23 protein-coding genes are annotated in these 24,465 nt (G+C 45.1%); 7 read left to right on the forward strand and 16 right to left on the reverse strand.

Annotated elements, in window-relative coordinates; genetic code table 11:
• The 10 genes from V4U88_RS07350 to V4U88_RS07395 all read right to left on the reverse strand — a co-directional run bounded on the left by V4U88_RS07350 (position 1) and on the right by V4U88_RS07395 (position 10,624).
• Positions 1–834: a carbohydrate ABC transporter permease gene (locus V4U88_RS07350; RefSeq protein ID WP_334072738.1), complete on the reverse strand. Its 834-nt coding sequence runs from the start codon at positions 832–834 to the stop codon at positions 1–3.
• A gap of 53 nt (positions 835–887) precedes the next feature.
• A complete protein-coding gene (locus tag V4U88_RS07355) occupies positions 888–1,754 on the reverse strand; it encodes a carbohydrate ABC transporter permease (RefSeq protein WP_334072739.1) in 867 nt (288 codons plus the stop codon).
• A 133-nt stretch (positions 1,755–1,887) separates the two neighbouring features.
• Positions 1,888–3,279, reverse strand: a complete 1,392-nt coding sequence (locus V4U88_RS07360; protein ID WP_334072614.1) for an ABC transporter substrate-binding protein — start codon at positions 3,277–3,279, stop codon at positions 1,888–1,890.
• A gap of 221 nt (positions 3,280–3,500) precedes the next feature.
• Positions 3,501–4,274, reverse strand: coding sequence for a hypothetical protein (locus V4U88_RS07365; RefSeq protein ID WP_334072615.1), 774 nt, complete (start codon positions 4,272–4,274; stop codon positions 3,501–3,503).
• Complete coding sequence (locus V4U88_RS07370) at positions 4,271–5,710, reverse strand: sensor histidine kinase (RefSeq protein WP_334072616.1); 1,440 nt, start codon at positions 5,708–5,710, stop codon at positions 4,271–4,273. The genes V4U88_RS07365 and V4U88_RS07370 overlap by 4 nt, the downstream gene beginning before the upstream one ends.
• Before the next feature lie 4 nt (positions 5,711–5,714).
• On the reverse strand, positions 5,715–6,371 hold the full coding sequence (locus V4U88_RS07375) for a response regulator transcription factor (protein WP_334072617.1): 657 nt from the start codon (positions 6,369–6,371) through the stop codon (positions 5,715–5,717).
• Positions 6,372–6,408: 37 nt separating this feature from the next.
• The gene (locus V4U88_RS07380) at positions 6,409–7,050 is read right to left on the reverse strand and encodes a hypothetical protein (RefSeq protein ID WP_334072618.1); all 642 of its coding nucleotides are present in this window, start codon (positions 7,048–7,050) and stop codon (positions 6,409–6,411) included.
• 84 nt (positions 7,051–7,134) lie between these two features.
• Entirely contained in the window at positions 7,135–7,614 is a 480-nt protein-coding gene (locus V4U88_RS07385) for a DinB family protein (protein ID WP_334072619.1), read from the reverse strand.
• Between the two features lie 63 nt (positions 7,615–7,677).
• Positions 7,678–8,301: a hypothetical protein gene (locus V4U88_RS07390; RefSeq protein ID WP_334072620.1), complete on the reverse strand. Its 624-nt coding sequence runs from the start codon at positions 8,299–8,301 to the stop codon at positions 7,678–7,680.
• 199 nt (positions 8,302–8,500) lie between these two features.
• Positions 8,501–10,624: a bifunctional metallophosphatase/5'-nucleotidase gene (locus tag V4U88_RS07395; protein ID WP_334072621.1), complete on the reverse strand. Its 2,124-nt coding sequence runs from the start codon at positions 10,622–10,624 to the stop codon at positions 8,501–8,503.
• Positions 10,625–10,994: 370 nt separating this feature from the next.
• Between V4U88_RS07395 and V4U88_RS07400 the strand changes: the two genes are divergently transcribed.
• The 4 genes from V4U88_RS07400 to V4U88_RS07415 all read left to right on the forward strand — a co-directional run bounded on the left by V4U88_RS07400 (position 10,995) and on the right by V4U88_RS07415 (position 15,166).
• Complete coding sequence (locus V4U88_RS07400) at positions 10,995–11,678, forward strand: response regulator transcription factor (protein WP_334072622.1); 684 nt, start codon at positions 10,995–10,997, stop codon at positions 11,676–11,678.
• Positions 11,671–13,041, forward strand: a complete 1,371-nt coding sequence (locus tag V4U88_RS07405) for a sensor histidine kinase (RefSeq protein ID WP_334072623.1) — start codon at positions 11,671–11,673, stop codon at positions 13,039–13,041. The genes V4U88_RS07400 and V4U88_RS07405 overlap by 8 nt, the downstream gene beginning before the upstream one ends.
• Positions 13,042–13,129: 88 nt before the next feature.
• Positions 13,130–14,497 carry a S41 family peptidase gene (locus V4U88_RS07410; protein ID WP_334072624.1) on the forward strand — a complete coding sequence of 456 codons (1,368 nt, stop codon included), beginning with the start codon at positions 13,130–13,132 and terminating at the stop codon, positions 14,495–14,497.
• A gap of 213 nt (positions 14,498–14,710) precedes the next feature.
• A complete protein-coding gene (locus V4U88_RS07415; RefSeq protein ID WP_334072625.1) occupies positions 14,711–15,166 on the forward strand; it encodes a hypothetical protein in 456 nt (151 codons plus the stop codon).
• Between the two features lie 290 nt (positions 15,167–15,456).
• Here V4U88_RS07415 and V4U88_RS07420 read toward each other — a convergent pair whose 3' ends face one another.
• Positions 15,457–16,158 carry an alpha/beta hydrolase gene (locus V4U88_RS07420; RefSeq protein WP_334072626.1) on the reverse strand — a complete coding sequence of 234 codons (702 nt, stop codon included), beginning with the start codon at positions 16,156–16,158 and terminating at the stop codon, positions 15,457–15,459.
• A 365-nt stretch (positions 16,159–16,523) separates the two neighbouring features.
• On the opposite strand from V4U88_RS07420, the gene V4U88_RS07425 reads away from it, so the two are divergent.
• Positions 16,524–18,026 carry a serine hydrolase domain-containing protein gene (locus tag V4U88_RS07425; protein ID WP_334072627.1) on the forward strand — a complete coding sequence of 501 codons (1,503 nt, stop codon included), beginning with the start codon at positions 16,524–16,526 and terminating at the stop codon, positions 18,024–18,026.
• 185 nt (positions 18,027–18,211) lie between these two features.
• Here the strand turns inward: V4U88_RS07425 and V4U88_RS07430 are convergent, their stop codons facing one another.
• The 4 genes from V4U88_RS07430 to V4U88_RS07445 all read right to left on the reverse strand — a co-directional run bounded on the left by V4U88_RS07430 (position 18,212) and on the right by V4U88_RS07445 (position 21,689).
• Positions 18,212–18,616, reverse strand: coding sequence for a VOC family protein (locus V4U88_RS07430; protein WP_334072628.1), 405 nt, complete (start codon positions 18,614–18,616; stop codon positions 18,212–18,214).
• 79 nt (positions 18,617–18,695) lie between these two features.
• Positions 18,696–19,643 (reverse strand): helix-turn-helix transcriptional regulator, encoded by a 948-nt coding sequence (locus tag V4U88_RS07435; RefSeq protein WP_334072629.1) that lies wholly within the window; start codon positions 19,641–19,643, stop codon positions 18,696–18,698.
• A gap of 29 nt (positions 19,644–19,672) precedes the next feature.
• On the reverse strand, positions 19,673–20,548 hold the full coding sequence (locus V4U88_RS07440) for a DUF4261 domain-containing protein (protein ID WP_334072630.1): 876 nt from the start codon (positions 20,546–20,548) through the stop codon (positions 19,673–19,675).
• Between the two features lie 241 nt (positions 20,549–20,789).
• On the reverse strand, positions 20,790–21,689 hold the full coding sequence (locus V4U88_RS07445) for an AraC family transcriptional regulator (RefSeq protein WP_334072631.1): 900 nt from the start codon (positions 21,687–21,689) through the stop codon (positions 20,790–20,792).
• A gap of 207 nt (positions 21,690–21,896) precedes the next feature.
• On the opposite strand from V4U88_RS07445, the gene V4U88_RS07450 reads away from it, so the two are divergent.
• Positions 21,897–22,547, forward strand: a complete 651-nt coding sequence (locus V4U88_RS07450; RefSeq protein ID WP_334072632.1) for an SDR family NAD(P)-dependent oxidoreductase — start codon at positions 21,897–21,899, stop codon at positions 22,545–22,547.
• A 319-nt stretch (positions 22,548–22,866) separates the two neighbouring features.
• Here the strand turns inward: V4U88_RS07450 and V4U88_RS07455 are convergent, their stop codons facing one another.
• Positions 22,867–23,505, reverse strand: a complete 639-nt coding sequence (locus V4U88_RS07455; protein WP_334072633.1) for a TetR/AcrR family transcriptional regulator — start codon at positions 23,503–23,505, stop codon at positions 22,867–22,869.
• A 190-nt stretch (positions 23,506–23,695) separates the two neighbouring features.
• On the opposite strand from V4U88_RS07455, the gene V4U88_RS07460 reads away from it, so the two are divergent.
• Complete coding sequence (locus V4U88_RS07460; protein ID WP_334072634.1) at positions 23,696–24,454, forward strand: SDR family oxidoreductase; 759 nt, start codon at positions 23,696–23,698, stop codon at positions 24,452–24,454.
• Positions 24,455–24,465 lie beyond the last annotated feature (11 nt).

Raw genomic sequence — 24,465 nt, forward strand, 5'->3', positions numbered from 1 at the left:
CTAACCTTTAACTCCTGATAGCTGAATGCCCTGTACAAAATAAGACTCAGCGTACAAATACAAAAGCACCATCGGAGTCATATATAAGACTGATGCAGCAAAGGCGACGCCACGTGCATCTTTATTAATGTGCGACAAATACAGCGACAGCGGTTGTTTAAATGCATCCTCAAGAAAAATAAGCGGCTGCTCGACCATATTCCAATTATCAACGAATAGTAGAACGACGAGCGCAGCCATACCGGGCTGAACAAGCGGGACAATAATTTGATAAAAAATTCTCAAATGCCCTGCGCCATCTATTTTGGCCGCTTCGATATAAGAATTAGGAATATGCATCACGAACTGCCTGAGCATAAATACACCGAAAGCACTGAATATACCCGGCAATATAATGGCTGAAGTTGTATTTATAAGCCCCAGCTTATCGGCAATGATATAATTGGGCACGAGTGTCACCTGAAATGGCATAAGCATCGTTAAAACATATAGAAAGAACAGCTTGTCTCGTCCCGGAAACCTCAGCTTTGCAAACGCATAGGCAGCTAATGACGCAACCAGCACTTGCAAAACAATAATAGGTACGACCATAAATACAGAATTCCAAAACATTTGGAGAAACACAGGTTTGTGAACCAGTACCTCCGCATATTGACGGAAAGATACCCAATCAGGAAGCAGCTTTATATTAATGAATCCATCCTTTTCCCCTGCTTCAATATTGATCAATTGGCCAATGAGATGATAGTTATATTCGATTTCGGCCTCCGTCATGAATGAGTTGGTGACAGTGATCACAATCGGTAACAGCATCAGTAAAGCCAGCACACCCATAACTAACGATAGAGTAAGCTTTTGAATGAAAGTCAATTTTCCAACCACCTTGCCTATTCCATGGAATCCCTAAAACGACGTTCGACAGCTAACACCATCATTACAAAAATAAGAATGCAGACTACCATTAACACGGCAGCAGCAGTCAGCTTCTGAACATCCAGAGAAAGAAACATGTTGTTCATATAATGTTGCAACATATAAATACGGTCATGTGGATAATCGCCTGCAATCAGGTATGTTTCGCGAAACACTTTGAATGAATTAATAATAGACATCAGAAAAACAAAAACCATCGTCGGAGTCAAATAAACAAGTGTAATATGGAACCATTTATGAAATCTGCCCGCTCCTTCGATATCTGCCGTTTCATAGTAGTCTTTGGGAATGCTCTGCAGCCCCGCTAGAAATAATATGATGTTGTAGCCAATATTTTTCCACGTATAGACGATGGCCAGCACACCAATGGACCACTCCGATTTCATCCAATCGATCCGCTCCACATTGAAGTTCTGTAACCATGCATTTAAGGTGCCATTCCAGTCAAATACAATTTGCCAGATCATAACGATCGATGCTACGGGTACGACAAGCGGCAATACAAAAGCAGTTTGCAGCCAATTCCGAAGAAACAACTTTTTGTTTAACAACTGAGCAAGCAACAATGACACCAAGATCATAAGGGGCACGCTCACACTTGTGAATAGAAACGTATTCGTCGCTGCCTTGCGGAAGGAAGAACTTGCAAGCAATGTATTGTAATTATCAAATCCAACAAATGAACCATCGATCGTACTATCCTGAAACGAATAGAGAAATCCCATGCCGAACGGAACGAGATAAAAGATTGAAAAACCGATCAGGCTTGGTGCCAGAAACAGAGCTGCAACGGTCCAGTCTTGACGCAGCTTGCCCCTCATATTTCTCCGGAATAGATTGCCTTTCACCTTGTACCTCCCTCACCATTTCGAAAAAGAGAGAATGAACCCTGCACCAACTATTCAGGGCTCATCCCTAACTTCGTTCCAAAGCTTCACTCCATGCCGCTGCTCCTTATTCATTCAAATAGGTCATTATCCGGTTCTGTACGAGCTTAGCGGTGGCTTCGGCAGATTTCTGACCCGTGAAGAATGCTTTCCCTTCCTCTGCGATGATCTTTGAAAACATGTTGTGTTCGTCATCGTATCCATAATTTCTTAAACGGGCCTCAGATACCATTTCCTTAAATGGTTGAAGATTCTCTTCGCTTGCTTCAATGACCTTACCGGCCTTAGGATCATTAATCCCTTTCTTCACTACATCTTTAATAGCTTTATCATTGACCGCCTTATTTATAGAAATATAAGATCGCTGCGGGAAGGACTGCATCTCTTCCGACATTAAGAACTTCATGAAATTCCACGCTTCCCCCTTGACCGTAGAATTTTCATTCATCGCTAGCTCTCTGGTCACGCTAAAGGATACACCTGATTGTTGGTCGGCTGAATGCGGCTTCTGATAGATTTTTGCGTTATCATAATATAAACTGAGACGGACAAGATAATCCGAAGGGGAGATGATTCTAGAATATAAGAAATTGGTTTTTTGCGAGCCACCAATGACTTCCGACGTAATAATATTGTCGTCATACAATGATTTCACTTGCTTAAGCAAATCTATGAATAACGCGGAGTCAAAAGATGCGGTCCGCCCATTGACCAATTTGGCATAATTGTCGGATACAAGGTTATTTAACAGCTGTTCCGGAGGCCAATTGTCCATGGAGACGGCATGCTCTCCCTTATTAGCCAACTCTTTGCTTATTTCTGCAAAATCGCTCCATGTCCACTTCTTATCATCGATGGTGACGCCAGCATTCTCGATATTTGCGGCATCCCCAAACAAAACTTCTAAGCCAAACTCTAAAGGAAGGGTATAGATACCGTCATTCATTTGGGAATTTTCAATGATATTCATTTCGTACAGGCTGGGATCAAAAGCTTTATCCCTCTTAATTAGCTCTTCTAAATTAACAAAAGCCTTTTTGTTAACATACTTCTCAATGGGCAGGGGAATAACCGAAACAGCATATAAATCCGCTCCCTTACCTGATAAAACCTCCGTAGTGATTTGCTTTACATATCTTTCCACTTCAGCTGGGTTCATCGTTGCCCCCTCAGTAGGAAACTCCTTGAACTGAATCGTCGTATTCGGATGCTGGGCTTCGTATTTCTGCTTCGCTTGAAGGAAGAAATCGTCCGCTGCAAGCAGAGATACAACAACGGTTTTCTTGCCGTCCTTCGTTTCATCAACCGGCATTCCTTCTTCTTTGTCTTGATGGTTACTGCTGGCTCTGCCTGTCGTCTGCGCTCCCCTTTCATTGCCTTCATCGCCGCCAGTAGGGGTACTGCAAGCAGAGACAATGACCATGATAAACGTGAATAGGATGAACATAGCTTTTCTCATTGTTTTTCTTCCTTCCCATCATCGATCTCTCCGCGATTATCCCGTGGAGTTACTCCATTAAGTGTAGTACGGGGATATATAAGGAGTTAGATAGACTTGTAATGAAGTTGTAAATACAAAAAAAGAACCGTCAGAGGTAAATGGTTCCCTGACAGTTCTTTGTTTGCGCGGCTAAAACCGTAGGTGTGGTCTTGCAGCACTGGTTAGGCGGGTAGGTCTGCTTAGAGTCTAGAATAGTAACTAAGCAGAGCCATGACATCCTTACTGAAACCGACAATTTCATTTCGTTTCAAATCGACTGTGACAACATATTTTAACTTATCCCCGTCCTTGCTCATGTAATAAAATTCCACAACACCGCCCGAGCGCGTAATGTCCTCATTCAGCGTTAATTCGGACAATGGATAGCTCCCTTTATCCCGAATAAATTCTGTTGCGAGAGTGGTAAATTTTTTTATATAATATTTTAACAATAGATCTTCTTCCATTGTAGGCCTGGCATCATCCTGTATCGTTTCTCGCCTTCTGACAGCTCTAATGACATCGCCGTCCTTCGCATTCAGCACGATTAGATAGCCTTCATTAGGATCGGTCGATTTGGTCAGAGTCGTATAATACACGCCGCTAGAATACGAAGCAAAATCAATTTGATCATTCACCTTTAGTTCTGGAACCGTTGCTGGCATATGGACGAGGCCTTTTTTCGCCTCATTAAGCATAACTTTAAACTTATTCTGATCAATGACCGCCAACTCGAATTGAAGCTCGTCCCTCGTCAAATTTTCATCGAAGTACTTATTTACAGCATTTAGACTAAGTGTCTTCACCGCATCCTGGGACAGAACGCCCTCATATTCCTCCTCAGCATTATCGTTTTCTCTGATTATTTTTTTAACCATGACGGTATCTTTGGGGATCGTATTGAAAACACTCTGGCACCCTGTCGCAAGGATCATGAACGACACACAAATGATAACTAAAATAAGCTTGTTCATTCCTTTATCCCTCCTTTCGGATGGGTAAGTGCGAATACGACTTCTATGGTAGTACCTTGGTTTTCATTGCTGTTTACCCGGATGACGGCATTGTGGACACTCGCGACACTTTGACATAACGCAAGACCGAGGCCTGCCCCTTTACCGTTTCTTGTCCTGGATTTATCCACCATGTAAAAAGGTTCAAAAATTTTATCCTGATGTTCCTTAGCGATCCCAATGCCCTGATCCATCACTGCAAGCACACAATAGTCATCGTGCCATATGACACGCAGCATAATAGTCTGCTGTTCATCCGAAGCTTTGAGTGCGTTGTCCACCAGATTAAAGATCAGAACTTTAATCAAATCCCTCTCCAATCTCAGTTTGCCCGATTCGCACTCCGTGACGATTGTCACCTGCTTTTCTTTGGCCATCATGTCCAACGCAGGCTTGATTTCAGCTATAACCGCTCCCAAATCGTGCAGCTCCATTTCGAAGTTATCCTCTTGCAACACGATCAAGTTCATCAGCTTCATCGACAACATCTGTAATCGCTTGCCTTCTGAATAAATCACATTGAGACCGTCCAGAAACGTTTCCTCATCATATTTGGTTGTTCTCATAAAATTCGCATAAGCGATAATTGAAGTCAGCGGTGTATTTAATTCATGTGTAAAATTATTGATAAACCGCTGTTTTTCTTGATTGTTCCGCTCAAGTTCAGTGATGGTGTCCTCCACAACAGCGGCCATATTGTTAAAATTGTAAGCCAGCATCCCGATTTCGTCCTTTGATTTTAACTGGACGCGTTCGGAGAAATTCCCCTGTGCAATGACCTGAGCAGTTCGACCCAGCCGATCAATCGATCTCGTCAGTCCTCGGCTTACAAAAAACATGATCAACATATAGAGGAAACAAGCCACCACATCCACTTGCACAAAGAACTGATACTGATCTACACGGTCCTGATATAAAGAGGTGACATCTACCATATAGGTAAATAGATAGCTTGTACGATTAACATCCACCATATTTGACGTGAACAGGATCGTTCGCTCATCGATATCCCTTAAAATATAATTGATTTCATCCGTGCCCAGCTTGCCCAGTTCCTCACGTTGTGTCGGCATTTGGAAATCGGTATTACTGAAGACCACCCGATTCTTCCGATCCCTGATATCCAAATAAACACGCTGTTCATTATTTGTAGCAACAAATTCATTAGCAATTCTCGTTAATACTGTTTTCTCGTAATCAATAGAATCATAGATGCGAAGGATCGGGACAATCGCGTTGACACTGGATTGAATACTCATATTTTGGCTTAACGCACTATTGATCTCCTGCTCAAGCATTCTATTGTGGCTGCGCTCGATAACCATAATGGAGGCTGCGTTAAAGATAATGACGAAGACCAGAATCGAGAAGACATAAATTTTTTGCCAAAATTTCATCCCCTCAATCCTCCAGCCGATACCCGAGTTTATAAATGGTCTTGATGTGATCTTGCAACTCTAGTTTTTTGCGCAGTGATTTAATATGCATATCGACCGTTCTTGTTTCGCCATAATATTCGGCGCCCCATACTTTATCGATGAACTGCTCTCTTGATAAGGCGATGTTCCTGTTTTTCAGCAGAACGACAAGCAGATCATATTCTTTTGGAGTTAGCTCTACAACTTCCCCCTTTTTGGTTACTTCCCGTTTGTCCAGATCGACGAGAAGGGTTTGGAATGCCATCACCTGTTCTTCTTTGTCGTATCTTCGCAGTACCGTTTCTATGCGGGCCAGCAGCTCAATCGCTTCGAAAGGCTTGACCATGTAATCATCAGCCCCCAGCTTCAACCCGTCCACTTTATCATAAACCGAGTTTTTCGCCGTCAAAAAAATAACCGGAATATTGTACGGCTTAATTCGTTTCATAAGTTCAAAGCCGTCCAGTTTCGGAATCATGACATCCAACAAAATGAGATCGAACTTTTCCTGTTGCACTAGCTCAAGCGCAGCTTCGCCATCGTAAACCGCCATCGTTTCGTAGCTCACAATATTGAGATTCATTTTAATAATTTTGGATATATGAACGTCGTCTTCGACAATCAAAATCTTTTTGCTCATCCTCTGAATCCCCTAACGCAAATAATAGTCACTATGCTCAAGAGAATTGCCAGAAACCCGCTACTGGGTGTTGTATCTCAGTCGTCCCCATTTTGGCGAAAATATATAGTGATCCAAAACCAAAAGGATAATTGTAATCCTCTTGAATCAACGTTTCCGGGTAACCCTCTTCATCTACTTGAAATAAAAAGGAAAGTGACTCTTCCTTCAGCTTCGTAAAATAATAGTCTTCATTTTGAATAAGTCTCGGGTTGCCGCCTACTTTGATCAAAAAGGACTGGTCCATCGATTTTTCGTCACTGCTTAACTCACCGTCTGAAATCGTGTGTTTTATAAGACCCGGGTTAGTAAACAGTGCTTTGACGCTTTCCATTGAAATGGGATGTTCCATCACCTTGATCGAGCAATTTGGATAAATGTTATTCTCCAAATACTCTTCATAGTCTTCAGGAATGAAGATCGAAATCATGCTCTCCGGTTTAAAGGGATGGACGAGGCACAAGTAAAAAACATATTTGTGATTCCCTCCGTGGATGAGGTCTGATTGATCGTCAAAGAATGCGGGTGCATTCCCGCCGATCCAGCCTGCACCCTGTTCTTTCGATAGTACAGATTCGGCATAGTAAAGAATACTCTCTTTTCTCTGGGCCAAAATATGCATTGGATTGTCCATAGTCATTTTACAACTCTCCCTCAAGAAAAATGCGATGTGCGCCGGAGTTTAGCCTATCGTCCCCCGTTAGTTCAACAAAACAAATCAACGCTAAATTGCGAATAATCCTCTTCCTATTAAATTTGCAGTGACAGGCTTCTTCCCCATTTCACGTGACCATACTGATAATTGACCGATGTGGTGAATCTCGTGAGCGATAACGTGCCGCAATACTTCGCCATATTTATGAGCTTCTTGTTCCCCTTCATCCGTGATATCAATCATAATCAGGTCCTCCAGGCTGTCATTCCAATCATAGATAAACGGTGCGACTTCCGTGTGGCAACGGTCGGAGAAGTCTTTAATTTGTTGTAAGCTGGCCAACTCCTCGAAAGGAGGGATGTTAATGTCTTTCCCCTGAATTCCCCCGCATATCCAGCCATACTCGACTGCCACAATGTGATACAAAGTGGGTAAAATGTATCCGATCCCGCCCGTGCGCCTTTTCATTAATTCCTCCTCGCTCACCGTATCACACCAAGCAAACCAATCCTTGCGAACTTGCCAATTATATTCGAACAGTTTCAACATATCGCAACCTCCTTCACCGATGTCCGCCCCCCGATCGAGCAGATATGGGAGTGTCTTCAGGTATTAGCGACCGTACTGCGAGGCAAAAAAGCGATCAATCATTTTTTTCGTTTCGCTTGGAAGTCTCAACTGAACGGCCTTTCCGTCTTCATCAAAGGTAAAATGCCCTTGAAACGCTTCCGGCATATCATGATACTGTTTCTCGACTTGTTGCAGTACTTTTTCAAAACAGGGATAACCGAATTTTTTAATGAGGAGAGGCAGCCCGAAGGCAGACCTTAAAAACTCATATTCTTGGTAGTTATAGGGGGTAGACTCCGGCCTTTTTACCAAAATCTTAAGAAAATGATCCATGACCTTGTCGATCTCTTCTTCTGAGGCATAATGTGCCAATCCGTGGATTGCGAGCAGCCTCATGTCCAAGTATCGTTCCTTTTTATAGGCTTTCTGAAAAAAATCTTTCAGTTCCAATTCCTTGCACCGGATTAGACCGTACAGAATTTGGTTTCGTAGTGCGATATTTTTCAATTTAAAATACAGCTGCTCTATCAAAACTGCTTCGTCTGTTGTTAAAAACTCATAGGCTACATCACTTATTGCGCTGATAAACTTAGCGTCATTTTCACGAAGGGGAGCGGTCGTTAGGTACTTCATGGATTCCTTGTGAAGCTGTTGATTTAAAGACATAGCGCCATAACTCCTTTAATCATATATATTAATTCCATTATAAAGCTCATTTTCCCTGAATCTACCTACAATATACCCGGATTCTCATTTGAAAAGGGTAGGCGAGCCATATAAGCATGAAAAAACACATCCTAGATTGGGACATTTACCAAAAGGATGTGTTTTTCTGCCTTCGTATAAGGTTTGAACAAGTACTAAATTAAGAAGCTTTTGCGGCCACAGCTTTTTGAATTAAAGCCTTTGCTTCGTTAACCGAAAGACCTTGTTTAGGTTGAAGCAAATTTTTCTCCGCTGCACTAAGAATACCTTTGTCAATCAATTTTGCCATGGGTTCAACCGCATAGGCAGAAACGGTTTCGCCATCTTCATAACCTGCAAGGATCGTAGCCGCATTTTTATCAGAAGCTGGATGGTTCAACAATTTAGCAAGAATCGTAGCCGCTTCTTCACGAGTGATATCACGATCCGGATTGAAGTTACCGCCGTAGCCTTGAATGAACCCGGCATGAGCAGCTTCAGCGATTGCATCCGCATAGGCAGCGTCAGCAGCAATATCCTTGAATGCAGGCGCTGTGGCTACTTCGTTTAGTTTCAACATGTCTACCAGCGCACTTACAAATTCAGCACGGGAAATGAATTCTGTGGTTACAGGTGATTCTGTTTGCTCTGTAGATGCAGCCAGGTTCGTGATACGTCCTTCCTTCTTAGCCTCAATCTTACCGCCTTTATACGTATCTACAATGTACTGGTAAAATACATCCAGATCGATCGGGCCTGCCAAGGAGGATTTGGCATCCACCAGCACTTTATAGTTATCTCCACCCGCTGCCATAAAGTTGTTAACTACCGCCGTATATGTTTTTGCGGGATCAATGGGTGTGCCATCTTCAAGACTAAGACTAGTGACACGTTCTGCAACCGGCTTATTGAAATCCGCGGTATACTTCAAACCGGAGATTTGTAGTGTTTTTGTGTTTGGCGTACCATCGGCATTGGTTCCCCATTGCTGCTCCAACAAGGTTTGAATTTGCTTACCGGTCAGCTCTAGTTTCACCAAAGTATTGCCAAAAGGTTGGATTTTCGCAAGATCAGCAAAGGTCACATCGCCTTGTGGCAGATCCGCACGAATGCCGCCTGGGTTCATAAAGGCAAAGTCAGCAGCGCTTGCTTTATCACCAAAGTCCGCTTGACGCATGGCGTCCGCAATGAGGTTTCCTAGAGGCGCTTCGTTATTATAAGCATCTGTACGAGTGACAGAACCATCTGTTGTACCTACCGGCTTCGTCAGCTCAGGATGTTTGTCTAAAGATTTTTTAATAATAGCTAAAGATTCAGGGTCTTCTTTTACACCCTCTTGAAAAGTCGTTGTCACTGTAGCTGATTTTTCGGTTACATCCCCAGTCGTAGGGTCAATCATCAACTTAATATCTTCAAATGCCGTACCATAAGAATAAGCTTGAACGATCAATTTTCCATTCACTTCACCGTTGGCTAAGGCATGATTGTCACCCGCCACGATAACGTCCACAGGGGAATCTGCCGGCAAAGCTTTTGCTAAATCAGCCGCTTCTCCAGTTGTTACGCCTTCTTTGGTTGTTGCCGGATCATGCGCCAAGACGATGATCGTCTCCACACCTTGACCTTGCAATTCTTTGGCATATTTATTGACCGCTTCGACTTCTTCTTCTGCGCTTAAGAAACGAACGCCCGCTGTACCGGATGGAGAAACTTTAGCAGGTGTAGCTTTGGTCACCAATCCGATAAATCCGATTTTGACGCCGCCCACTTCTTTAATTACATAGGGCTTAAGCAGTGTTTTGCCTGTGGAGGTTTCAATGACGTTGGCATTGACATAATCAAATTTTGCACCGGCATGAGTTACCTTGCCTTCTTTGGGATCAAGGCCCCCAAAGATTTGTGCTTTTAATGCCGCGATCCCTTGGTCGAATTCATGATTGCCTAAAGAGGCTACATCAAAGCCCATCATATTCATCCATTCCATCGTAGGCTCATCACGATCCAGAGATGAGACTGGAGCAGATGCGCCAACAGAGTCTCCATTATGGAAGAGTAGGGAGTGATCATATTTGGCTTGAGCTTCTTTCAGATAGGCTGCTAGAATTGGAGCTGTTCCTACCTTTTTATCACTAACCATCGAGGTGGTATCTAACTGACCGTGCAGGTCATTGATTCCGATCAAGTGTACTTCTACATCTTGGCTTGCAGCCGAGACAGAACCTACTGCGCCTAATAGCTGGGAAAGTAATAGTGCAGCAACAGCCACACGAACGGTGCTTTTACCCACATTGTTTTTCCATGACATGAGTTATAAAACCCCTCTCCAATTTCTATTCCTGAAATACTCTATCATGTTTAAATTCATAAACATCGTAGAATGTATGAAATCTATGTAAAAAAGTTGAAAAATGAATAGAGCCGTCTTTATTTATTAGCCAAGATCCCAAAGAAAACGCATACAATTCTAAAGTAAAATTCATGGTACCATATGTTGGAACAATATACCAGATGCTTTAGCTTCAAATTTTACTCATGCTTTCCTCTCAGATATCATGGCGATTACGGAGTATTGAATCGTTTTGCAACGGCCCCCCTTTTCTGTGTAAGATAATAGGGAGGGCTTCGAATAGATGCTTTTCTCATGGCAGGGAAAGTTAGTACGAGGTGAATGAACATTGCCGACGATTATGGTAGTGGACGACGACGCCTTTGTCCGCGAACTGGCAGGGCTGTTGTTAAGAGACGAAGGTATGGACGTCGTAGAGAAAATGGATGGTCTCGAAGCCTGGGATTATTACTTGCATCATTCCGTCGATTTAGTCATTTTGGATATTATGATGCCCGGCATGGACGGTTGGGAACTGTGCAGAAAGCTGCGGGAGGCCGGGGACAAGCCGATGCTGATGGTCACGGCCAAAAAGGAGTCGCTGGACAAAGTCAAGGGCTTTCGATTGGGGACGGACGATTATTTGACCAAACCTTTTGATCCGATGGAGATGGTCATGCGGGTCAAGGCACTGCTCAAAAGGTATCGGATCGCTACCTCCCATGTCGTGAAGCTCGGTCGAGTCATTCTCGATAAAACGAGCTACCAGGTTCACTTTTCCGATACGGGCGAGGAATGGGCTCTTCCTTTAAAAGAATTTGAGCTGCTTTACAAACTGGCCAGTTATCCCGGGCAAATTTTTACGCGCGACATGCTGATCCGCGACATCTGGGGTTACGCGTACAATGGGGATGAACGCACCGTGGACACGCATGTCAAACGTCTGCGCGACAAGTTTGAGCAGTATGCCGAAGATTTTCGCATCGTAACGATTCGCGGCATGGGCTACCGTCTGGAGGCGTATCATGATTAACTCGCTCTATGCCCGCGTCGTGTTCACGTTTCTGGGGGCCGTCATAGTCAGCCTGCTCTCGGTTTTTTTCGTTCAAAGCTATTTCTACAAAGGCCATATCGAAGCGATCGTGGAAGAGAAGATGATTGGCAATGCCCAAATGATCATTCAATTATATAAGAAATTGGCTCCGCAGGATGCGAAGGCTTTCGTGGAAGTAAGCAGCTCCACGCCCTTTTATAAGATACGGTTTTATGACAGCGCGGGAACGCTGCTGAACCCGGGGAGCGCTGCTCCAGACCAGCAGAAGGATCAACCGTATCTGCAGCAAGTGCTCAAGCAAAACAAAATTTATCGCAACGGGTCCAGTGAGGATGACGAGATTACGGTTGGCCTGCCTTTTGCGCTGAACGGTTCGCCGCACGCCTTGTTGGTTACGACCCAGACCGGTTTTTTCCTCGACGAAATCGATTCCTTGATCCGGTATCAACAGCTGTTTACTCTCGGTTTGGGAAGTATTCTGGTGTTGATCGCTGCGCGGTATTTGGTCAGGCCCCTGCGGAAGCTGACGCATGCAACGCAAAGAATGGCCCGGGGCGATTTTAACGTTGGCCTGTCTACCAAACGTCGCGACGAAATTGGACAGCTTACCCTAAGCTTTAACACGATGGCAGATGAATTGGGAAGGCTGGATATGCTCCGTCGGCGGTTTGTTTCCGATGTATCCCACGAAATCCAATCTCCTCTAACGTCGATCAAAGGATATACCCGTGTGCTGAAGATCAAGTCCATGGACGAGAAAACCCGTATGCGGATGCTGAATATTATCGACGAGGAGAGCGACAGGCTGTCCCGGCTGTGCGACGATCTGCTGGAATTGACCAGCCTGGAGCACGAGCATGCAAAGCCCGCCCCGCAAAAGTTTCGTCTCGACGAGCAACTGCGCAAAGCTGTCATTCGCCTGGAACCGCAATGGTCTGCCCGCAATCTGGATATGCAACTTATGCTGGAGCCGATAACCATTGTGGCGGATGAAGACAAGATGAATCAGGTGTGGAACAACTTGCTTGGCAATTGCATCAAATTTACCGCCGATCATGGAAAGATAATGGTGGAGTCCTTCAAGAAAAGCGAAAGCGCAGTCGTCCGAATGACGGACAATGGAATCGGCATACCTGAGGAGGAAATCAGCCAAATTTTCAAACCGTTCTACAAAGTGGATAAAGCGAGAAACCGCAATGTTAGCGGCAACGGAATCGGTCTTTCCATCGTGAAGCGAATTGTCGATCTTCATCATGGAAAAATCGAAGTGTCCAGCAGATTGGGGAGCGGAACCTCCTTCTCGATCACACTTCCCCTCGAAGATACAAAGCCCGAATTGTAATCCTCCGTTCAAACTGAGGACAAATTCGGGCTTTATACTATCCTCGAAAAGCCAATTTTATGTTTTTTGATCAGAAGGAGGACCAAAAATGAAAGTATGGATTGCCATCTTGACCCTCCTGACATTCAGCATGTCGGGAACCTATGCCCAAGCGAAGGAGAACCGGAAGCAGCCGCCCCCCGTAACCGCAGCCGCCGAGCGCCAGATTTGGCAATCGAAAGGGTATGGCCATATCTTCGAAATAGAAGGCCCATCCGTTAAGGTCTACAGCTACACCAAGGACAGCTTGGTACCGTTCGGGAAAGGAAATATCGAGAACAACGGCGACATTTATATTAATGAAATATACGACAACACTAAAACCCAGGAGCAATTTAATGCCCCGCGATTTCTGATGGGCCGCTTCGTTAACGGCAGCTTGACCGATGGCTTGGGGTACGTGCAGCATCTCAAACGGATCGATAATCTTCCCAAGGTGAAGTATAACGGATTCAGCAAGGATCCCGTGCAAAATTTTGAAGTATTCTGGCAATCCTTTGAAGAGAATTTCAGTTTCTTTCCGCTCGTCAAAGTGAATTGGAAAGAGGTGTACAAAGAGTATCGGCCCAAAGTTGGCGCCGCTACCTCCGAGAAGGAACTGGAAGACATTTTGACGCAAATGTTCCAAAAGCTGAACGACGGACACAGCATCATATTCGGTAAAAAAGGGTTGATCTTCTCCAAGTCCAAAGTTGAGCGAGAGGAATTTTTCATGGCCAATTCGGAGTCGATGCAACGAAACGTCGAAGACGGATATATGAAAGGGGCGGTAAAGAGCAAGCTCGACGGGCGCATTGTTTATGGCCAAACGAAAAGCGGTGGCGCTTACATTAAGCTGATTGGTTTTGACGAGTCCGATCCGCAGAAAATTGACCAAGCACTGGCGGAAATGGTGCAGGATCTGGCGAACTGCCGCAACTTTATAATCGATATGCGCTTTAATGAGGGGGGCGAGGACTTCTTCGGGTTGAAAATAGCCGGCTTGTTTGCCGAGAAACGCAAGCTGGCGTATGCCAAACAGGCCCGAACAGGCGGATACGAGCAATTCTCCAAGCCTACGCAGGTATATATCGAACCGGGAGCAAAGCAGTTTTCGGCTGACAATATTGTGGTGCTGACCAGTCCGATGACGGTAAGCGCCGGCGAGACAGGGACGATGGCCTTAAAAGCATTGGACAAAGTAACGATTATCGGGGAAAAGACGTGCGGATACTTTTCGGACATGCTGCTTAGACTGTTGCCGAACAAACAGTTATTCACCCTGAGCAACGAACGCTATACATCGCCTGACGGCACTAATTACGAGCAGCGCGGCCTGCCGCCGGACGAAAAGATCATGATCAAGCAAGCCGATATTGATGCCGGCAAGGACCCGGTGATGAACCGCGCTTTGGAATTGCTTAAAAAGAAGCCATAAGGGATAACCCTTTCACTCATCGGGACTCCTCCAATGGGATAAAACACAAGCCCCTGGCAAATGTAAATGCCGGGGGTTTTTTGGCGTTCATTCCGCAAAATCACCGGGTATCCCGAAGCCATTCCGTAAGGCGGACGGACGGATACCCTTTTGATGTGATATAATCACGGCAATACCTTAGACAGTTTATTTCGTATTGGAGGAGCCGTCGAGATGCTATCGGAAAAAGTGGTCAGTTTTTGCAAAAGTAAAAACTGGTGGTTTGAAGAGATTTTAGAAGAGTATGAACAGGCTTTAGTAAAGTTAGGCATCGATTTGGGTTCAGATTTTGCTGCGTTTTATTTACATGCAGAGGATGGGCCGACTTTCATTAATAGACGACGTGAAATCTATCAGATTTGTTGGTTTATGATCAATTCTTCGGACTACATGCTAGGTATGGAGAGAACGCATGCCGTTTTAAACCTGCCTGAAGAATATATTCCGCTGGATAACTTTGCAGGGGAGTTCGGCTTTTTTTATAATAAGAACACGGACGAAGTCTTTGGCTTAGGATTGGGCCAGCAGATGGAGGACTTTTTTGCCGGTAAATTGGATTCGCAATGGAAAAGCTTTAACTCCTTTCTGGAGTGGTATTTTGAACTGACGGATTCGAGTGTGACTATATAGAAAAAAGCCCCAGCTACCGACGTTATCAACCATATATTTGGGCAAAAACCACAATGGAGTGCCCCAAAACAATTAAAGGGAATTCTTCCCGCTAATTTGGTGCGTATGCGGCTCCAGAGGCGAATTAGCTGGAAAACCTCCCGCTAATTCGCCTGAAATTGTGTATACCGGCAATAGGAGCGTGAAATAGATGGAACTTTTCCAGCTAAATCCGAGCGAAGAGCCGAGAGCGGTATATGAACAGGAGATTTTCCCGTTAATGGTGTAGACCCCGACGGTGTAAGTTATTCTCAGCCTGCTATTAGTTTATTTACCCAGTCCGAAAAATAGGCAAGTTGATCTTCCGTATGAAACCAGTGTTCCCCATTCTTCATCAATTCCAAGCCGCAGTTATATCGGTCTGCGAAGTCGGTTACAATCTTATATTCGGATAAATTATCGTGTTCACCATACAGAATTTCTGTCGGGGTTTCCCATTTTGTTATTGGATGTGCCATAACGTACTTATAGTAATCGTCGTATAGCGTAATCCCTGACGGAGTGGGAATCTCCCCTTTTTCCATAATTTCCGCCTCCGTAATGTTGTAGGCAGACATCAGATTCCGGATGAGCCGCTGAAGATCAAGAATCGGTGAAAGAAACAGGACTTTTTCCAACTTGATCTCCGAAAAGGTTAATAGGCTCATATAGGCACCCAGACTTGTGGCAAACATGCTGATGTTAGAAGAAATACTCTGGGCATAACGGTATACTTTGTCGATTTCTTCTATGCAGCTCCAGGGCCGCAATGTATTTTTTTCGTTGATTCTTTCTCCATGTTCCGGCATATCGAAACTAATAACCCCATAGCCCTTGGTTTCAACGATTTTCGCGAATAATTCGGCCTCTTCTTTATTAGAACCTACGCCATGAATTGAAATAAAGACTTTCTCGGTGGGATTGCCCCAATAGATCGAGGGTATTCCATCAATGTAAAAATACTGTTTTTTCATACAATCCACTCCCCCAACATTTACCGATTGCAATAGGTGAACTATGGTCCCCATCTCAAGATAACAAACATTTAAGTGGTATGCCGTGATTTTTAACAAGGGACATCCAAAACACGTGAAAAAACCGAAAGGAGCTGGTGTAGACCATCTCCCATTTATGAGGTGCCTTAAGCTCATCAGGATACTATAATGGAGTTTATTACGATTCAATCCCAGACCTCAGTCGAGGATAACCCTCTCCCCCCGTCCAGTCTATGAACTATCTCTTAGGCTGTTCTGCCTGGTTAAAAATCCCTTTAAAATTATGCATATAGAGCTTAAAGGGAAAGCGAGTGTTTTTTGTGAGAAAGAAGATTCAAATATGGATGGTTGTACTTACATTGATAGTAAGTAGTGTACTTATAACTGATTCATCGGTCTTAGCTAACAGCAGTTCTACTACAACTCCAGTAGATTCCGCCCAAATTGATGATCACGTCGAATCTATGATTGAGCAGCTTCAAATTCCGGGTGTTGCCTTGGGCATTGTAAAAGGCGATCAGATTGTTTATTTAAAGGGTTATGGAACTTCTGGACCTGACGGAGATCCCATTACTCCCCAAACCCCATTTATACTTGGCTCCACCACTAAATCATTCACCGCTCTGTCCATAATGCAATTGGTTGAACAAGGAAAAGTCGATTTGAATGCACCTGTACAGCAATACTTGCCTAATTTTAAACTGGCAGATCCAAAAGCCGCCAAGGCTATTCTAGTAAAAGATCTGCTTCACCAGGTCAGTGGCCTCTCTACCTATGAGGGACGACGTGTTTTTAACAACAAATTTGATTCTATTGATGAGCTTGCCACTCATCTTGGTGATGTATCTCTAAGCGATCCAGTAGGCAGTACATATCATTATTCAAATCTAAATTATGATCTCCTTGGCGCTATCATTCAGGCGGCCTCAGGTCAAACTTACGCTGAATATGTTCAAGAGCATATTTTTAATCCGCTGGATATGAAAAATAGCTTTACCTCCGTAACAGAAGCGCAACAGAACGGGTTGGCCAAAGGGTATCAATCTATTTTTGGCTATATGATTCCAGTGGACTTTCCCGACAATCCATCCATACTGGCTTCTGGGTACCTCATTTCCAGCGCGGAGGATATGGCTCACTATCTAATGGCCCAATTAAATAACGGAAGTTACCAGAACGTCTCCATCGCTTCTCCAGCCAGCGTTTCAACCATGCACCAGCCTTATGCCGAAGATCCCTCGACAGGACATTATTACGGCATGGGCTGGGAGATTAATGACAATATTATTCAACACAATGGAGCTGTAGAAAACTTCTATTCAGATATGATATTGGATGGGGATACCGCTATCGTAGTCTTGATTAATGCTCAGGACTTTCTCGTGCGAGGTATGAACTTCAGTAAGATCGCTTCAGGAGTTCAACAGATCATGCATGGACAAGAACCAACAGACGTTGAAATTACCAATGTCACCAGAACTTATGCAATTATCGATTTTATATGTGTTATTATCATCGCTCTTATCGTATGGTCCATTTACAACCTTTTTAAATGGAAGAAAAAGTTCACTCCAACTCCATCGCGAATAACTGTATCTTTGTTATCACTGCTTATATTCAACCTGATCATTCCGGTTGAAGCATTAGTATTAATGGGCAACAAGGCCCCGTGGTTTGTTTTCTTCACATACCTGCCTGGAATTGGGCATTTTATTTTCATTATTTGTATCCTGCTGCTAGGCATCGGAGCGATCAAAACCTTTTTGCTTATCCAAAGCCTAATCAAGCATAAGATGAAGCAGAATAAGGCAACGTTACAGATACGCAATGTGAGGCACTGCAGGTGAAACGCCTTTACATCGGGGATAACCGTGTTCATTTCAACGGGACTGGCGGACCTAATCCAACACTGACAACGCAAGCGATAGCAACGGGGACTCCACCATGGAGTCCCTTTCCATTTTAACCTTAAAGGTGATACTTCTTCGCGTTGTCTATAACGGCAAGTTAGAAGCCCATCCTTTACTGCCCGTCAAGGTCTACCTCTAAACCGTTCAATCGCATCCTCGGTCACCGGCTCGAAGAGGTTAAGCAGGTTGCCATCGGGATCGCGGAACAGCATAGAACGGTTCCCCCATGGCATCAGGGTCGGTTCCATTACCCAATGATCGACAAATGGCTTCAAGCGCGCATATTCGGCTTCGACATCGTCGACGCGGAACTCTAGAATGACAGTGCGATTATTGGCCCCCACTGCGGAATCAGCGCCGAATAGCTGCGTCGTCTGGGAGTGGCCGATGGCAAGGGTGCATGATGGCAGAACGAGTTCGGCAAATACGGGCGCGGGTCGCTCCGCCGATACCCCCATGACTTTCTCATAGAAATCAACCAGACGATCCACGTCGTCAGTAATGATGCGTACAGAAGCGAAATTCACAAGATATCATCCTTCCTAATCTCTATCTCCTTTACATTTACATGTCCAATTATAAAAAAACGCTACTGACAACATTATGTCAGTAGCGTTTTAGAATTCTTTGGGCTTCCTCACGAATCCGATTTCGGAATGATTCGGGTTCCAATACGGTTACGCCCGCTCCCCAGCCAAGCACCCATGGCAGCAATTCATCCAGCTGACGAACGCGTAAGACCACATCCAATCCATCCTGATGCTCTTTCATATCCTCTATGTAATGATAGTTCGATTCCTTCACCTTATCTGCGATGTCATGGTTAAATCGCAGGCATGCTCGCAAGTGGCGATCATCTACAGGCGTATACTCCCTTAAGTCAAAATGCTCCGGGAGTTCGAATCGCTCGTCCAGCTCCACAAGTTCAACCATTCGGGACAACCGGAAATGGCGGATGTCTTGGCGTAGATCACACCGGGCCACAAGCATCCAAGACCCTTCAACGAGTACAAGGCCATAGGGAGCTACGGTACGTTCGCTATGGCGGCTCCCCGTGGAATCCGCAATTCTTTTCGAATAATGAAATCTGATCTTTCGCCCATCCAATAGAGCTCGGCGGATCTTATCGAGATTTTCCCTTTCGTTTGACGCAGCTGCCTGTTTGCCGGGAGCGAGCAGTCGCAGCGACTTGCGTATACGCGAGGTCTCACTGCGGACACTGTCCGATAGCGTGACCTCGATTTTCCTCCTAGCAACCTTAGCTCTGTCACGATAATCATCATCAAATCGTTGCTCGATAAATTCCGTTCCTATAAGCAAGGTCACGGCTTCCTCTATTGTAAAACGGATCGGCGGCAGAAAATATCCCTCCATTAAGGAATACCCTGTGCCTGTAGTGCCTGCAATCGGAACGCCCGCTTCGCTGAGCGCCTGAATGTCGCGATAGATGGTCCTCACACTGGTTTCAAAAAGTGCCGCCAAATCTTCGGCGCGTACCACTTTCCTGCCCTGCAGCTCCAGCACGATGGCCAACAAACGATCTGTTCTGTTCATGGACTGCCCCCTTGAAACGTCGGCCAGATTTAATCCCGTTCTCCTGCCGCATATTCGTCCGGACAGACGTCCATCACTTCTCTGGAAGGCTGGATCAGCGCCATTTCGAACCTGCAAGGCCAATGCACATCCGGCGCCATCTCCCCGTTCAGCAAGCCGGCGATCGTCTCGCCGTCGCTCACCGGCACCTCCGCTTCAAACAAGTAGGCGGCGACAGCGAATGCATGCCGTGACACGTCGTCCGGATCCAACGTATGAAAATGATACTGGACATCCGGAAGTCCAAGAGCAAACAGGCCGAGCGAATCGACCAAGCTGTCTTCGGTACCATGAATGTTAAAATAGCGGATATTCATGCCGAACTGCAAGAACCTCGCGGCTCCTTCGTACGGATTATCCACAATTTCGGCCGGATGCAGCAATTTCCCGCTCGATGGAATCCAGATCGCTTTGCAGGTCGGGAACAGGCTTACGGCAACCTCCAGCCAATCCGCCAATAAGGCGCTGCGCGATTTATAGTCCAGCCCCGCCGCCATGAAGTCGCTGATCAGCAGCTTATAGCGGCATTTTTGCAGAACGTCCTCCGCATCCGGCATCGTCCAAAACTGGGTGCGCTCCAAGTCGGTAATCGTCTCCGGTTGAAAAGGAGTCACGTCGGCCATCATCACCTGGGCCGGCAGTTCTCCCTCCTGGTAGGCTACTTTATAAGCCTCTACGGCAAACGACGATAATGCGTCGTCTGGCGACACGGTATCCGTTTTCCCGCAACGGGTTTCTAACGCGTTCCGAATGGCTTCCGCATTCGGCCGTTCCGCGTTCTCCTCAAACAGCAGATGCATTTGAAACAACCGCTGAAACTCACTTTTTTCGTCTAAATTTTGCTGAAGCACGCGTTCGCTCTCCATTTCTCCCCACCACTCCGTTCGTATGTCGTTTCCCTTCTACTATAGAGATTGCCGCACAGTTCACGCAACTCCGGCCAGGAAATTGGTTCCAAAGTCGGGTCTATGCGACATATCGTCTTTTCCGAACCCGAACGCCCATGCGTGTAAGACTGTGATGGAGCGGGTGGGTAAGTTGAACTTACGTGTATGCCAATTGAATGTAAATAAACTGAACGACGATTTGGAAAAATTGCGCTCAAATTTAACCTGAGTTCTCTTTCATTCGGCTTATATCCACTTTAGGTGGAAAACCAAACATACGGGAATATTCCCGACTGAATTGCGATTGACTTTCGTAACCTATTCTGAAGGCGATATTGGCTATATCTGACGAGTCAGCTAATAACAAACGCCTCGCTTCCTGCAATCTCAATTGTTTTTGAAACTGAATGGGACTCATGGCAGTCACTAATTTGAAATGCCGATGGAAAGATGCAACACTCATATTAGCCATTTCCGCAAGTTCCTCTATTTGAAATGACCGCTTAACGTTTTCGATAATGTATTCAATCACCTTTTTAATACGAAAGGCGTTACTTCCTTTTAGGGCCATTTGTGCCAAAGCATCTTTATACGGTCCTTGTAGAATCCAATAAAGGATTTCCTTTTTGAATAAAGGGGCGAGTTTCGGAATGTGTTTTGGATTGTCTAGCAAAGCCGCAAACCTTACCACTGCGTCCAACAAAGGCGGTTCCACTTCACTTATAAACATCGCCCTCTTCGTACTTTTCCTATGTGCTGCTCGAACCTCTTTATCCTCTAAAAACTCTAAAACTTCGCTCGGTGCAAACTCAAGTTTGAGAGCTAAATAAGGAGCGTCTATTGAAGCTTTGATGTGACCTACTACAGGTGAGTCAACGGACGTTACCAGATACTTCCCGACACCAAACCGAAGGTGTTCCTCCCCCAACCATATCTCCTTCTCCCCCTGCACAATAATGCAAAAAGAAGGCTCGTCAACAACATAGATTGGTTCTGCCATAGCGGATGCACGGATCAGGAATAAGGATGGAATAGAGGTGGCATGTACGCCGCCTCCATCAGAATAACGCTCAATAAGCTCGGCTAGTTTCTGCTGATGTGCATTACTTTTCTCAGACATCACTTACTCCCCCTTCCCGTCAGTTTTAACAAATCCATTCTAATCGATATTTTGTTCAGTTTGTATGGTCTTGATAGGATTAGGCAAAAAACCGATATAAATAGGCTAAGGATTTCGAAAACACTGTGACATACTAATAATGGAAATGGAGACGAAGGGGATGTGCGATTGTTCTTCATTGAACTTATTTATTAGGGAGGATAAAAAATGAATAAGAAGCTAATCGTCGTGGTTGGTGCAGGCCCAGGTGTCGGAAATCATGTTGCTAAAAAATTTGGCGTTAATCATTTTCGTGTTGTCCTGGTCTCCCGAAATCAGGAAGCGCTAAATCAATATGTTCAGGAGTTGAGCTCGGAAGGAATAGAAGCTTACGCCATCGTAGCGGATGCAGCGAATCCTCTGTCATTAACCGAAGCTTTTGACCAAATTAAGGGAAACTATGGTGCTACAGATGTGCTGGTGTACAACGCTGCTGTCCTAAGGGGCGGAAAACCAACTTCCCTAACCGCAGAATCTCTTGTGTCTCATTACCAAGTGGATGTAGCCGGTGCATTACATTGTGCACTACAAGTTATCCCGGAACAAGTAAAACAAAAATCAGGAACGATCCTCTTCACAGGTGGCGGGTTTGCGCTGTATCCTATGGCAGACTACGCTTCTGTATCCATAGGCAAAGCAGCGCTACGCAATCTAGCCTTTACTCTGGCTGATGAACTAAAACCTCAAGGTGTATTTGTCGGAACGGTTACCATTGCAGGAGCGGTAGCTCCGGGCACTCATTTTTCACCCGAACGAATTGCAGAGAAATACTGGGAGCTGCATGTTAACCGCGAAGAGCACGAAATTGTGTACAGCTAGCTTCGAACCCTAAGAGGAATGACCTTACACAGAAAGAGGCAATCCCCAAAGTAGATAAAATCTATTTGAGGCGATTGCCTCTTTTATTATTAGCAAAGAGATCAGGCCCCCCTATTGAGGGTACCGATTTAATTGTTCAGGAGTCGGTCGACAAGGAGCAAAGCGGCATTGCTCTCGGAACAGTCCAATTGTTTCAATCCTTAGGGAGTACAATTGGACTAAGCGTATTCGGCAGCCTAACTGAGCATCTAGTGCCCCATCAGACAGCCTTGATCACATAGAATTCCTGCAGATTTGCATCTTTTGGGAGTTGGAAGGGTTATGAGATGGTTTGCAAAATATGAACGATTTTCCCCTCCATATGGGAGTCGTCGATCATCTTCAGGTATTCGGGTTTTAGCAATTGATACTGCTTCATGCGGTAGTAATCCATAATGGCTTGCTTCAAGGTGATATCATACTGAATCGAAAATGAAGGCTCGATAAACCGCCGCAGCACAGCGTCATCTTGAACCATAGACAATACGGCATTCAATCTGTTGAAAATCTGTTGCTCCATGCCGGATTCAAAAAAAGCTTGCAAGTTTTTATTCCGATTTTGCAGGGTTACCGACAGATTATCAAAATGGTGCGGATAAAATTCCTTCAGATCCTGCAAGAACAAATCGGAGATATACACGGCACACATCAAAGATTGTAAAAACGTGATTTGGAACCGCTCCAAAAAAGAGACGGAATCATCATTGGCCGTAGCGTCAGCTTTCTTCGAGTAATCCATGTAATAATCAACAACTTGTTCGATGATGTCATCTTTGGAGGCAAAATACTTATATAGTGTCACTTTGCTGATATCCATATATTTTGCGAGATCGTCGACTTTCAGTTGACTGAACTTTGTTCTTCTAATCACGGGTTTTATTTTTTCTATATATTTCTCCACACTCACGGCTTTTCTCACGAATGAATGCCCCTCTCTGTGATACGTATCAAATGCATTATAACAAATTTGCTTTTTATTTACACTAATAATGAAATGAATTAGGTTAACTAATTTAGTTAATTTAGTTTACTTAGTAAATACCCTGTTGTATAATCGTTCCTGTACCTAATCATCCGATTGCGGATTATACAAAGGGAGGACGATTCAAATGGAACTATCCAGTAAGGGCAAGTTTTCCGGCAAGAAGGTCGTGATCACGGGAGGCAGCAGTGGAATCGGCCTCGCGACAGCGAAGCTGCTAGTGGATGAGGGAGCACACGTGCTGATTACCGGACGTACTCAGCCGACGCTTGACGCGGCTCGTGAACAGCTTGGCGGCAACGCCACCTCGTTCCTGAGCGATGCCGCTTCATTGGAGGATATCGCCGCGTTGGCCGATCGAGTGAAGGTTGAATTTGGAACGATCGATGCCCTGTTCGTTAACGCAGGTGTCACCGGCTTTGTTCCATTCGAGTCAACGACGGAAGAAACGTTCGACGAGATTTTTACAATCAACGCCAAAGGGTCGTACTTCACCGTACAAAAACTCGCTCCACTCCTGAGCACAGGAAGCGGGGTAGTCCTGACCACTTCCATCGTGAACGTCGTGGGTCTCCCCATGCTCAGTGCGTATGCAGCCAGTAAAGCGGCGCTACGCTCTATGACTCGAAGTCTGGCACGCGAGTTATTGCCTCGAAATATTCGCGTCAACGCAGTCAGTCCTGGCGTCATTGACACAGGGATCTTAGAGAAGGCCATGCCGAAGGAAGTTGCCGAACAGACAAAGGCACAGATGACACAGCAGATCCCGATGCTGCGTTTGGGGGATCCCGTCGAGGTCGCCAAAGTCGTAGCATTCCTGGCCTTTGACGCCACCTATACCACCGGGGCCGAGTTCCCTGTCGACGGAGGCGGCTCCCAGATCTGAAGCCGGAGGGG

Source organism: Paenibacillus sp. A14 (genome assembly GCF_036864815.1).
Classification (GTDB): Bacteria; Bacillota; Bacilli; order Paenibacillales; family Paenibacillaceae; genus Fontibacillus; species Fontibacillus sanfengchensis.

Excerpts from the sequence above, each read along its gene's own strand:
- V4U88_RS07435 (WP_334072629.1), bottom strand. The coding sequence starts at position 19,643 with ATGAACAGAACAGATCGTTTGTTGGCCATCGTGCTGGAGCTGCAGGGC.
- V4U88_RS07450 (WP_334072632.1), top strand. The coding sequence starts at position 21,897 with ATGAATAAGAAGCTAATCGTCGTGGTTGGTGCAGGCCCAGGTGTCGGA.
- V4U88_RS07375 (WP_334072617.1), bottom strand. The coding sequence starts at position 6,371 with ATGAGCAAAAAGATTTTGATTGTCGAAGACGACGTTCATATATCCAAA.
- V4U88_RS07370 (WP_334072616.1), bottom strand. The coding sequence starts at position 5,710 with ATGAAATTTTGGCAAAAAATTTATGTCTTCTCGATTCTGGTCTTCGTC.
- V4U88_RS07395 (WP_334072621.1), bottom strand. The coding sequence starts at position 10,624 with ATGTCATGGAAAAACAATGTGGGTAAAAGCACCGTTCGTGTGGCTGTT.
- V4U88_RS07405 (WP_334072623.1), top strand. The coding sequence starts at position 11,671 with ATGATTAACTCGCTCTATGCCCGCGTCGTGTTCACGTTTCTGGGGGCC.
- V4U88_RS07380 (WP_334072618.1), bottom strand. The coding sequence starts at position 7,050 with ATGACTATGGACAATCCAATGCATATTTTGGCCCAGAGAAAAGAGAGT.
- V4U88_RS07410 (WP_334072624.1), top strand. The coding sequence starts at position 13,130 with ATGAAAGTATGGATTGCCATCTTGACCCTCCTGACATTCAGCATGTCG.
- V4U88_RS07390 (WP_334072620.1), bottom strand. The coding sequence starts at position 8,301 with ATGTCTTTAAATCAACAGCTTCACAAGGAATCCATGAAGTACCTAACG.
- V4U88_RS07350 (WP_334072738.1), bottom strand. The coding sequence starts at position 834 with ATGGGTGTGCTGGCTTTACTGATGCTGTTACCGATTGTGATCACTGTC.
- V4U88_RS07365 (WP_334072615.1), bottom strand. The coding sequence starts at position 4,274 with ATGAACAAGCTTATTTTAGTTATCATTTGTGTGTCGTTCATGATCCTT.
- V4U88_RS07420 (WP_334072626.1), bottom strand. The coding sequence starts at position 16,158 with ATGAAAAAACAGTATTTTTACATTGATGGAATACCCTCGATCTATTGG.
- V4U88_RS07355 (WP_334072739.1), bottom strand. The coding sequence starts at position 1,754 with ATGAGGGGCAAGCTGCGTCAAGACTGGACCGTTGCAGCTCTGTTTCTG.
- V4U88_RS07425 (WP_334072627.1), top strand. The coding sequence starts at position 16,524 with ATGGTTGTACTTACATTGATAGTAAGTAGTGTACTTATAACTGATTCA.
- V4U88_RS07415 (WP_334072625.1), top strand. The coding sequence starts at position 14,711 with ATGCTATCGGAAAAAGTGGTCAGTTTTTGCAAAAGTAAAAACTGGTGG.
- V4U88_RS07445 (WP_334072631.1), bottom strand. The coding sequence starts at position 21,689 with ATGTCTGAGAAAAGTAATGCACATCAGCAGAAACTAGCCGAGCTTATT.
- V4U88_RS07460 (WP_334072634.1), top strand. The coding sequence starts at position 23,696 with ATGGAACTATCCAGTAAGGGCAAGTTTTCCGGCAAGAAGGTCGTGATC.
- V4U88_RS07440 (WP_334072630.1), bottom strand. The coding sequence starts at position 20,548 with ATGGAGAGCGAACGCGTGCTTCAGCAAAATTTAGACGAAAAAAGTGAG.
- V4U88_RS07385 (WP_334072619.1), bottom strand. The coding sequence starts at position 7,614 with ATGTTGAAACTGTTCGAATATAATTGGCAAGTTCGCAAGGATTGGTTT.
- V4U88_RS07360 (WP_334072614.1), bottom strand. The coding sequence starts at position 3,279 with ATGAGAAAAGCTATGTTCATCCTATTCACGTTTATCATGGTCATTGTC.